Origin of the sequence: Streptomyces sp. NPDC088194 (genome assembly GCF_040702025.1) — a bacterium.
In the GTDB taxonomy this organism is placed as follows: Bacteria; Actinomycetota; Actinomycetes; order Streptomycetales; family Streptomycetaceae; genus Actinacidiphila.
The window spans coordinates 19,356-29,610 of record NZ_JBFBIV010000098.1 but is presented as its reverse complement, the minus strand read 5'-3'; the positions used below and the strand labels follow the sequence as shown (position 1 = coordinate 29,610).

At 73.2% G+C, this 10,255-nt stretch carries 10 protein-coding genes; 9 read left to right on the top strand and 1 reads right to left on the bottom strand.

The window, feature by feature from the left end; genetic code table 11:
* Positions 1-90 precede the first annotated feature (90 nt).
* A complete protein-coding gene (locus AB0399_RS34255; protein ID WP_329370499.1) occupies positions 91-1,332 on the bottom strand; it encodes a peptidase S8 in 1,242 nt (413 codons plus the stop codon).
* Positions 1,333-1,634: 302 nt separating this feature from the next.
* On the opposite strand from AB0399_RS34255, the gene AB0399_RS34250 reads away from it, so the two are divergent.
* The 9 genes from AB0399_RS34250 to AB0399_RS34210 all read left to right on the top strand — a co-directional run bounded on the left by AB0399_RS34250 (position 1,635) and on the right by AB0399_RS34210 (position 9,993).
* A complete protein-coding gene (locus AB0399_RS34250; protein ID WP_366413934.1) occupies positions 1,635-2,387 on the top strand; it encodes a TIGR02234 family membrane protein in 753 nt (250 codons plus the stop codon).
* A 152-nt stretch (positions 2,388-2,539) separates the two neighbouring features.
* The gene (locus AB0399_RS34245) at positions 2,540-2,797 is read left to right on the top strand and encodes an HGxxPAAW family protein (protein WP_329370503.1); all 258 of its coding nucleotides are present in this window, start codon (positions 2,540-2,542) and stop codon (positions 2,795-2,797) included.
* A 312-nt stretch (positions 2,798-3,109) separates the two neighbouring features.
* Positions 3,110-3,499 carry a DUF2752 domain-containing protein gene (locus tag AB0399_RS34240; RefSeq protein WP_366413935.1) on the top strand — a complete coding sequence of 130 codons (390 nt, stop codon included), beginning with the start codon at positions 3,110-3,112 and terminating at the stop codon, positions 3,497-3,499.
* Between the two features lie 160 nt (positions 3,500-3,659).
* On the top strand, positions 3,660-4,469 hold the full coding sequence (gene trpC, locus AB0399_RS34235; RefSeq protein WP_328462881.1) for an indole-3-glycerol phosphate synthase TrpC: 810 nt from the start codon (positions 3,660-3,662) through the stop codon (positions 4,467-4,469).
* A 274-nt stretch (positions 4,470-4,743) separates the two neighbouring features.
* On the top strand, positions 4,744-5,997 hold the full coding sequence (gene trpB / locus AB0399_RS34230) for a tryptophan synthase subunit beta (RefSeq protein WP_366413933.1): 1,254 nt from the start codon (positions 4,744-4,746) through the stop codon (positions 5,995-5,997).
* Positions 5,994-6,812, top strand: a complete 819-nt coding sequence (gene trpA, locus AB0399_RS34225; RefSeq protein WP_329370507.1) for a tryptophan synthase subunit alpha — start codon at positions 5,994-5,996, stop codon at positions 6,810-6,812. The genes trpB and trpA overlap by 4 nt, the downstream gene beginning before the upstream one ends.
* Positions 6,813-7,136: 324 nt before the next feature.
* Positions 7,137-7,961 carry a thioredoxin domain-containing protein gene (locus AB0399_RS34220; protein WP_329370509.1) on the top strand — a complete coding sequence of 275 codons (825 nt, stop codon included), beginning with the start codon at positions 7,137-7,139 and terminating at the stop codon, positions 7,959-7,961.
* Between the two features lie 94 nt (positions 7,962-8,055).
* On the top strand, positions 8,056-9,078 hold the full coding sequence (gene lgt, locus AB0399_RS34215; RefSeq protein ID WP_366413932.1) for a prolipoprotein diacylglyceryl transferase: 1,023 nt from the start codon (positions 8,056-8,058) through the stop codon (positions 9,076-9,078).
* 177 nt (positions 9,079-9,255) lie between these two features.
* On the top strand, positions 9,256-9,993 hold the full coding sequence (locus AB0399_RS34210) for a VIT1/CCC1 transporter family protein (protein ID WP_329370513.1): 738 nt from the start codon (positions 9,256-9,258) through the stop codon (positions 9,991-9,993).
* Positions 9,994-10,255 lie beyond the last annotated feature (262 nt).

Sequence of the window (10,255 nt, the reverse complement as noted above, 5' to 3'; positions counted from 1 at the left end):
GGTTCGTGCGGCTCTTCCGCGGAAGAGCCGCACCCCCCAGGGGCGCGGGGAACCGAGCCCAACCGGCTGCCCGGGCGGACCCGTTCGGCTTCAGCCGGTGAACGCGGTGAGGCCGTTCGGGGTGCCGAGGCCGGTGGGGCCGTCGTACCCGCTGGCGCCGCTGCACAGGTAGGACGTGCTGCAGGAGCCGTTCGACCCGCTGGTCACGTCGTTGAGGGAGGACGTGTGGCTGTACGGGAACGACGCCGGCGTGGAGCCGGACGACGGGGTCCCGGCGAGCGCGTAGACCGAGGCGATGATCGGCGAGGACACGCTCGTGCCGCCGAAGACCTCCCAGCCACCGTCACCGCCGTAGGTGTCGTAGACCGCCACACCGGTGCTCGGGTCGGCCACCGCGGAGACGTCGGCCACCGTGCGCTTCGAGCAGCCGCTGTCCGTCTGCCAGCTCGGCTTCGCGTCGTAGGCCGAGCAGCCCGAGCCCGAACCGCTCCACGCGGACTCGCTCCAGCCGCGGGCGGAGGAGTCGGCGGTCAGCGAGGTGCCGCCGACCGAGGTGACGTACTGCGAGCCCGCCGGGTACTCCACGCCGTAGCCGGAGTCGCCCGCGCTGACGGTGATCGCCACACCCGGGTGGTCGAAGTACGAGCTGTCGTACGACGAGTCGGACGAGGACTCCCCGCCGCCGTAGCTGTTGGAGACGTACTTCGCGCCCAGCGACACCGCGGTGTTCACCGAGGTGCCCAGCGCGGTCATCGAGGCGCTGCTCGCCTCCACCAGGAGGATGTGGCACTGCGGGCAGGTGGCGCTGACCATGTCGAGGTCGAGTGAGATCTCCTCGGCCCAGCCGGCGTCGGCGCTGGGCAGCGAGGAGGCGCTGCCGTTCTGGCCGACCTTGCTGAAGCAGCCGTTGGCGGTGGTGCACGCCGACAGGCCGTAGGTGGAGCGGTAGGTGGCGAGGTCCGCTTCGGCGTTGGGGTCGTCGTACGCGTCGACGATCGCCACGGTCGCGGCGGAACCGCCGGTGGTGGGCAGGTTGTAGGCGGCGTGCAGGTCGTCCGGGCCGAAGCCGGAGGGCGCCGCGGCCGGGTTGACCGCACCGCTGGACCTGGCCAGCGTGCTCGCCCCGCTGGTGACCTTGACGGCCTGACACGCCATCTGGCCGGCGGTCGTGGCGGTGGCGCAGGAGTGGGCCGTCCGCAGGCCGTGCACCGCCGGGGCCGCCTGCGCCGAGGAGGCGAGGGCGAGACCGGATGCGGCGAGCCCCGCCGCTGCGGTGAGGGCGAGGCCGGTACGGACGGACGTCGGGCTGAGGGTGCCGAGGGTGAAGCGCAAGCGACTGCCTCCTGTGGTGGGGGGAACCGAGGAGCGTGTGTGAACGCTGGGATTTCTGTGCGGTTTTGGGAACAGTGGGACGGGCGGAACGCTATGTCTGACGGGCACACGTCAACAAGAAGCGGGCGGCGATCTCCGCTTTACCTTCACGTGGCGGACGCGCGGACTCCCCATGACCTACGCGCGATCCCCCCGCGCTCCCGTCGTGCCGCGGCAGGACCCGCCCCCGGGCCGTACCCGGACCCGCACCCGGACCTGCCCCCCGCCGAGGGGGCGCCGCGCGGGCAGGGGATAGTGGAAGGGTGAACACGTCTTCGGCCGCGCCTGAGCAACCCGTGACGTCCACCGAGCAGCCCGCGCCGGACGCCGGGCCCGAGCCGGCGGACCCCGCCGGGCCCGGTGTCGTACGGCGTGCCGACTCCGACCGCCGCACCGCCTACCGGGCCCTCGCCGTCGCGCTGGCCTGCGGTGTCCTCGGCGCGAGCCTGGTGCTGCTGGCCGCGGGCAAGACCTGGGCGCACGGCACCGCCTCCTCCGCGGGGCACGCCATGCCGGTGCACGCGGGCGGCAGCCAGATGACCGCACTGCCGGGCGCGCTCGCCCTGGTCGGGCTCGCCTCCCTGGTGGCGATCTTCGCGGTGCGCCGGGTCGGCCGCTACGTCGTCGCCGCGCTGCTCACGCTCAGCGGCCTCGGCGCCGCCGTCACCGCGCTCACCCGGCGCGGCGACCACGGCGCCCTGGACTCCGCCGCCGCGACCGCGACCAGCCTCACCCACGCCACCGCCGCGCACACCAGCACCACCGGCTGGCCGTTCGTCTCCGTCGCGGGCGGGCTGCTGCTCCTCCTCGCCGGGCTGATCGCGCTGCGCCACGGCTCCCGGTGGCCCGCGATGTCCAGCCGCTACGACCGGCCCGGCATCCGCGCCGCCCGCGCGTCCGCGCCCCCCGCGGTCGACCCGGACCGCCCCGAGGACCTGTGGAAGGCCCTCGACCGCGGCGAGGACCCCACGGAGGACCCCGCCGCGGGCCACGCGGAGAAGCCCGCCGCACGCTGACGGCGGCTGCCCGTGGCCGCGCTTCGGGCGGTGTGCCCGGCCCGCGGCCGACGCGCGCGACCCCGGTGCACACCCCACCCCCCGCACGCGCAACAATGGGGGACGAAGTGGGAGGCGCAGGACGCCCCGACCCGACTCAGCAGGGAGCACTCATGGCGGCACAGCACGACCACGGACACACGCCCGCCGCCTGGACCGGCGTGATCATCGCGTTCGTCGGTTTCTGCGTGGCCGGCGGCTTCATGGTCGCGGCGAACACGGCCGGTTTCTGGGTGGGCATGGCGATCGCCGCCCTCGGCGTCGTCGTCGGCGGGGTCATGAAACTGATGGGCCTCGGCCAGACGTACAAGCCGATCGCGAGCAGCGACAGCTCCTCCACCGAGGAGTCCCGCGCCCACGCCGGCGTCTGAACCGGCGACGGGCCCGACCGGCCGAACGGCTCAGCCGGATCAGCGGCCGAGCCGGCGGGAGCGGCCGGACCGCACCACGTTCGGCGGCGGCTCGACGGCCGATCCGCCCGCCGCGGGACCCGGCAGGGCCTCGTAGTACCTCGTAGTACCTCGCAGGGCGCAGCCGCCCGGACCTCGTTCCGCGCGCTGCGCCTTCGTGCGTCCCGGGGCAGAATCGGCGCTGTGACCCACCTCACCCCCGAGGCTCCCGCCCGCGCGGCCACCCCCGGCCCGCGGTCCCCCGGCGGCACCGGCCGCGACCCGCGCGCCGCCCTGCGCCGCGCCGCCGTACCGCTCGGCGTGCTCGGCGGCGTGGCGGCGGCCTTCGCCTACGTCGGCAGCGTCGACCCGAACACGCCCGGGCACTACCCGGCCTGCCCGCTGCTGTACTACACCGGCGTGTACTGCCCCGGTTGCGGCGGCCTGCGCGGCGCCTACGCCCTCGTGCACGGCCACGTCCGCACCGCGCTCGGCTGCAACGCGGTGGCGGTCGCCGGATACGCCGTCCTCGCCGTCGTCTGGGTGCTCTGGGTGGTGCGCGCGGTCCGCGGCAAGCCGTTCGAGCCGAACGTGCGGCCGGCGTGGCGCTGGGCGATCGGCGCGCTGGTCCTCGCCTTCACGGTTGTCCGGAACCTGCCCTTCGGCGCGGCCCTCGCGCCCTGACCGGCACGGCGGCCGTGACGGCATTCGTCCAGGTGGTGGGACCGGACATGGCACGATTCGGGTACCGAGGCCACCGCCCGATACCATCGGGTTGCCGGCGGTCAACCGCCACTGGCTTGATCATTTCGCTGCTCGACCCGGCCGGAAGGGGAGTTCTCGCGTGAGTGTGCTCGACGAGATCATCGACGGAGTACGAGCCGACCTCGCCGAGCGACAGGCCCGGGTCTCCCTTGACGACCTCAAGGAGCGTGCGGCCAAGGCGCGCGACGCCCGCGACGGCGTGGCCGCCCTGCGCGGCGAGGGCGTCAAGGTGATCTGCGAGGTCAAGCGCTCCAGCCCGTCCAAGGGCGCGCTGGCCGCGATCGCGGACCCGGCGGCCCTCGCGGCGGACTACGAAGCGGGCGGCGCCGCGGCGATCAGCGTGCTCACCGAGCAGCGCCGCTTCGGCGGGTCGCTCGCCGACCTCGAAGCGGTCCGGGCGAAGGTCGACACGGCCGTGCTGCGCAAGGACTTCATCGTCACCGCCTACCAGCTGTGGGAGGCCCGCGCCTACGGCGCCGACCTCGCGCTGCTCATCGTCTCCGCGCTCGACCAGGCCGCCCTCGTCTCCCTCGTCGAGCGGGCCGAGTCCATCGGGCTCACGCCGCTCGTCGAGGTGCACGACGAGGAGGAGGTGGAGCGGGCGGTCGACGCGGGTGCCCGGATCATCGGGGTCAACGCGCGCAACCTCAAGACGCTCGAGGTGGACCGGGACACGTTCGCCCGGGTCGCGCCCGAGATCCCCGACCACATCGTCAAGGTCGCGGAGTCGGGAGTGCGGGGCCCGCACGACCTCATCGCCTACGCGCACGACGGTGCCGACGCGGTGCTGGTGGGCGAGTCGCTCGTCACGGGGCGCGATCCCCGTACCGCCGTCGCCGATCTCGTGGCGGCCGGTGCGCACCCCGCCCTGCGGCACGGGCGGGACTGACCCCCCGAGGCGCCCCGTCCTCCCGGAACCGGCGGAACCGCCGAGCCCGGGAGGTCCGCCCGGCCAGCTAGACTGCGGGGCATGGCCATCGCCCAACGTCTCGCACCCGGGTGCAAACCCCGGGGCTGCCGCGCGCCCGCGCGGCGGGTGCTGGGGCGACGGGTGAGGTACGTGATCGGCTGCGAGCCGGGTCAGGTGAACGGCAGGCGATGGCGCCGCGGCTGAGCCGCGCAGCAGCTGTCAGCCCGACCACCACACCCCCCAGGGGACACGTATGTCCGATACGCCAGACGAACACACCTTCTTCCTGCCCGACCCGGAGGGCTCCGTGCCCACCCCGGAGGGCTACTTCGGCCCGTTCGGCGGCAAGTTCATCCCGGAGGCGCTGGTCGCCGCCGTGGACGAGGTCGCCGCGGAGTACGAGAAGGCGAAGACCGACCCGGCCTTCGCCGCCGAGCTCAACGACCTGATGGTCAACTACGCGGGCCGCCCCAGCGCGCTGACGGAGGTGCCGCGGTTCGCCGAGCACGCCGGCGGCGCGCGGGTCTTCCTCAAGCGGGAGGACCTGAACCACACCGGCTCGCACAAGATCAACAACGTGCTCGGCCAGACCCTGCTCACCAAGCGGATGGGCAAGACCCGGGTGATCGCGGAGACCGGCGCGGGCCAGCACGGCGTGGCGACCGCCACCGCGTGCGCCCTGTTCGGCCTGGAGTGCACGATCTACATGGGCGAGATCGACACGCAGCGCCAGGCACTGAACGTGGCGCGGATGCGGATGCTCGGCGCCGAGGTGATCGCGGTGAAGTCCGGCAGCCGCACCCTGAAGGACGCGATCAACGAGGCGTTCCGGGACTGGGTCGCCAACGTCGACCGCACCCACTACCTGTTCGGCACCGTGGCCGGCCCGCACCCGTTCCCCACGCTGGTCCGCGACTTCCACCGGGTGATCGGTGTGGAGGCCAGGCGCCAGCTGCTGGAGCGCACCGGACGGCTGCCCGACGCCGCGGTGGCCTGCGTCGGCGGCGGCTCCAACGCCATGGGCCTGTTCCACGCCTTCCTGCCGGACACGTCCGTGCGGCTGGTCGGCTGCGAGCCGGCCGGGCACGGCGTGGCCACCGGCGAGCACGCGGCGACGCTGACCGTCGGCGAGCCCGGCATCCTGCACGGCTCCCGGTCGTACGTCCTCCAGGACGACGAGGGACAGATCACCGAGCCGTACTCGATCTCGGCCGGCCTGGACTACCCGGGCGTCGGCCCGGAGCACTCCTACCTCAAGGACACCAGCCGGGCCGAGTACCGCGCCGTCACCGACGACGCGGCGATGCAGGCGCTGCGGCTGCTGTCCGGCACCGAGGGCATCATCCCCGCCATCGAGAGCGCGCACGCGCTGGCCGGCGCCCTGGAGATCGGCCGCGACCTGGGCCCGGAGGGCCTGATCCTGGTGAACCTGTCCGGCCGCGGCGACAAGGACATGGACACCGCCGCCCGCTACTTCGGGCTCTACGACGAGGGGGACGCGAAGTGAGCGGCACCATCACGCTTCTGGAACAGACCATCGCCCAGGCCCGGGCCGAGCACCGCGCCGCGCTCGTCGCGTACCTCCCGGCCGGTTTCCCGACGGTCGAGGGCGGCATCGAGGCGGTCAAGGCGGCGTTCGAGGGCGGCGCCGACATCGTCGAGGTCGGGCTGCCGCACAGCGACCCCGTGCTCGACGGGCCGGTCATCCAGACCGCGGACGACATCGCGCTCAACAAGAACCACGTCCGCATCGCCGACGTGCTGCGCACCGTCCGCGAGGGCCACGCCGCCAGCGGCAAGCCGGTGCTGGTCATGACGTACTGGAACCCGGTCGACCGGTACGGCGCCGAGCGGTTCGCCGCGGAACTCGCCGACGCGGGCGGGGCGGGCTGCATCCTGCCCGACCTGCCGGTGGAGGAGTCCGAGGTGTGGCGCAAGGCGGCCCAGGCGCACGGCCTGGCCACCGTCTTCGTCGTCGCCCCCTCCAGCCGCGACGAGCGGCTGGCCCGGATCACCTCGGCCGGCAGCGGCTTCGTCTACGCCGCCTCCCTGATGGGCGTCACCGGCACCCGGGCGAGCGTCGGCGAGCAGGCGGCCGGGCTCGTGGCCCGCACCCGCGCGACCACCGAACTCCCCGTCTGCGTCGGGCTCGGCGTCTCCAACGCCCAGCAGGCCGCGGAGGTCGCCGCGTTCGCCGACGGGGTCATCGTCGGCTCCGCGTTCGTCCAGCGGCTACTCGACCACGAGGACCTCTCCGAGGGCCTCGCGGCCGTACGGTCCCTGGCGGCCGACCTCGCCAAGGGGGTCCGCCGGGCGCCCTGACCCTCCGGGGTGGGTGGTTCTCCCGGTTCAGGGACCACCTGCCGGTGCTGGGTCGCGCGTGCCGTTCCCCGCGCCCCTGTTGTGGTGCGGCTCCTTCCGCGGAGGAAGGGTGCGCCCCGCAGGGGCGCGTGGGGGCACCTCCCACGCGAAGCTCTGGGGGAGGACCGCGCGACCAGCCGCCGCCCACCCACCGCAAGGTCCCGGAGCCGACAGCACCGGGCAGCCCGGGCGGTCCCGTCACCCTTACGTGCACAAAAGGTCACCCGCCCGGGCGAAATCACCCCACGGCACAAGCCAAGCGCAGCGCTCCCGCGTTGGAACGGCGTGAGCGAGAAGAACCGGAACGGAAAAACCAGCGCGCGCCAGGCGCTGCAGGCGCAGCGCGAGAGGGACAAGGCCCGGGCGAAGCGGAAGCGGACCCTGATGGTGGCGGGAGGAGTCGTGGTCGTGCTGGCCGTCGCCGCCGGCATCGCCATCGCGGTGGCCGACCACGACAGCAACAAGAAGAGCACCGCCGGCGACTCCGCGGGCACCGTGACCGCGCCACGCGGCGCCACCGGGAAGGACAACCTGGTGATCCCGGTCGGCGCGGCCGACGCGCCGTCCACGCTGACCGTGTACGAGGACTTCCGCTGCCCGGCCTGCGACGCCTTCGAGAAGAGCTTCACGCCGACGATCCACAGCCTGGAGGACAGCGGCGAGCTGCGCACGGAGTACCACCTGGTCACCCTCATCGACGGCAACCTGGGCGGCGACGGCTCGCTGAACGCGGGGAACGCCGCCGCCTGCGCCCAGGACCAGGGCAAGTTCCGCGCCTTCCACGACGTGCTCTACGACAACCAGCCGGACGAGCAGGACGACAAGTTCGGCGACAAGCAGAACCTGCTCACCCTGGCCGGGAAGGTCCCGGGCCTGAAGAACGCGGCCTTCACCGCCTGTGTGAACAACGGCACACACGACGCGTGGGTGAAGAAGTCCAACCAGGCGTTCAACACCGCCGGCTACAACTCCACCCCGACGGTGCTGCTCAACGGCAAGAGCATCTACGGCACCTCGGCGCTGACCCCGGACTCGCTCAAGCAGATGGTCCAGGCCGCGAACAAGGGCAAGAAGCCCGGCAAGGTCACCGCCACGCCCAGCCCGTCCTGACCGTTCCGACCCTCCGCCGGAGGTAGGACGTTATCCAGACGTAGCCGGGCGGGTTGCCGTACTACCCGCCCGGCACGGTAGCGTCGGGACTGCCATGGAACTCGCATACATTCCCAGCCCGTCGCGCGGTGTCATCCATCTCGGACCGATCCCGCTGCGTGGCTACGCGTTCTGCATCATCATCGGCGTCTTCGTAGCCGTCTGGCTCGGGAACAAGCGGTGGATCGCCCGCGGCGGCAAGCGGGAGACCGTCGCGGACATCGCCGTGTGGGCGGTGCCGTTCGGCCTGGTCGGCGGCCGTCTCTACCACGTGATCACCGACTACGAGCTGTACTTCACCAACGGCAACGACTGGGTGAACGCCTTCAAGGTGTGGGACGGCGGCCTGGGCATCTGGGGCGCGGTGGCCCTGGGCGCGCTGGGTGCGTGGATCGGCTGCCGCCGGCGCGGCATCGCGCTGCCGGCCTACGCCGACGCGATCGCCCCCGGCATCGCCTTCGCCCAGGCCCTGGGCCGCTGGGGGAACTGGTTCAACCAGGAGCTGTACGGCAACCACACCAGCCTGCCGTGGGGCCTGAAGATCACCAGCACCGCGGGCGACCGGGTGCCGGGCATCTACCAGCCGACGTTCCTGTACGAGTGCCTGTGGTGCATCGGCGTCGGGTTCCTGGTGATCTGGGCCGACCGCCGCTTCAAGCTCGGCCATGGCCGGGCCTTCGCGCTCTACGTGGCGTCGTACTGCGTCGGCCGCGGCTGGATCGAGCACATGCGGTCCGACTACGCCCACCACATCCTGGGACTGCGTCTCAACGACTGGACGGCGATCGTCTGCTTCGTCGGTGCCGTGGTCTACATGGTGGTGTCGTCCAGGCTGCGGCCCGGCCGGGAGGCCGTGGTCGAGCCCGCCGCGGTGGCGGCGGACGGAGCCGAAGGCGCCGAGCCCGGCGAGGCGGGTGACGCCGCGGACTCCTCGGCGTCCGAGCCCTCCGACGCGGGCGACGCGGTCGACATGACCAAGGCGTCGGCGGAGTCCGACGTGGCCGACGTCGATGCCGGTGCCGATGCCGGTGTCGCGCCCGCCGGAGCGAAGTCCGAGCAGCCCTCGCAGTCCTCCTGACCTCCTGATCCCGCCCCGGCGCCCCCTTCGCGGCCGGCCCTGACCCCCCACACCGGGGGACGAATCCGCAGGTCAGGGCAGCCTTCCCTTGCTGGCGGCGACCCGGAATGCCACGTACGGTCGAACCGTTGGCAGACGTACGCGGGTCGCTGGGGCGCCCGGGGGAGGGGTAGGGACATGACGACGGCCACCATCGAGCCGGCCGGTTCGGCCGCGCCGTACCACGAGCCCGAGCACACCCACCGCGACGTCAGCGGCGGGTGGCTGCGGCCGGCGGTGTTCGGCGCGATGGACGGGCTGGTGTCGAACTTCGCGCTGATGACGGGGGTCGCGGGCGGTGACGTGAGCGCCCGGACCGTGGCGGTGACCGGTCTGGCCGGGCTTGCCGCCGGGGCGTTCTCGATGGCGGCCGGCGAGTACACCTCGGTCGCCTCGCAGCGCGAGCTGGTCGAGGCGGAGCTGGCGGTCGAGCGGATCGAGCTGGACCGCAACCCGGAGGCGGAGCTGCGCGAGCTCGCCGCGCTGTACGTGTCGCGCGGAGTGGAGCCGAAGCTGGCCCACGAGGTGGCCCGGCAGCTGTCCGTCGACCCCGAGCAGGCGCTGGAGATCCACGCCCGCGAGGAGCTGGGCGTCGACCCGGACGACCTGCCCTCGCCGCTGGTCGCGGCGGCCTCCTCGTTCGTCTGCTTCGCGCTGGGCGCGCTGCTGCCGGTGCTGCCGTACCTGCTGGGCGCTTCGGTGCTGTGGCCGGCGGTCGGGCTGGCGATGGTCGGGCTCTTCGGCTGCGGGGCCGCGGTGGCCCGGGTCACCGCGCGTTCCTGGTGGTACAGCGGGCTGCGGCAGCTCGTGCTGGGCGCCGCCGCGGGCGGTGTCACCTTCGCGCTGGGCTCCCTGATCGGCTCCGCGGTGGGCTGACCCGCCCCCTTGACGGCCGGCCGTACCATCGAAAGTACGGGTGGGGCCGACAACCTGGCACAAGGTTCTGTTTCCCCCTCGTTTCAGCGTCGGCCGCACGGGGCATCAGTCGGTAACGCAACCGGCAGAGCTTTCCCGAAAAGGTTCGTCGAGCTGCGCGCGGGGCACCCCCGCTCGCAGCGCCGGGATCGTCCGTAAACCGCGCGGTACGACGCTGGCCTGAAGTAGCCGTCCACCTCCCGAGATTCACCCCGCATGTCCA

What these genes read in the sequence shown, in the direction of transcription:
- AB0399_RS34245 (WP_329370503.1), top strand. Translation starts at nt 2,540, where the DNA reads ATGGCGGCACAGCACGACCACGGACACACGCCCGCCGCCTGGACCGGC.
- trpB (WP_366413933.1), top strand. Translation starts at nt 4,744, where the DNA reads ATGTCCGATACGCCAGACGAACACACCTTCTTCCTGCCCGACCCGGAG.
- lgt (WP_366413932.1), top strand. Translation starts at nt 8,056, where the DNA reads ATGGAACTCGCATACATTCCCAGCCCGTCGCGCGGTGTCATCCATCTC.
- AB0399_RS34210 (WP_329370513.1), top strand. Translation starts at nt 9,256, where the DNA reads ATGACGACGGCCACCATCGAGCCGGCCGGTTCGGCCGCGCCGTACCAC.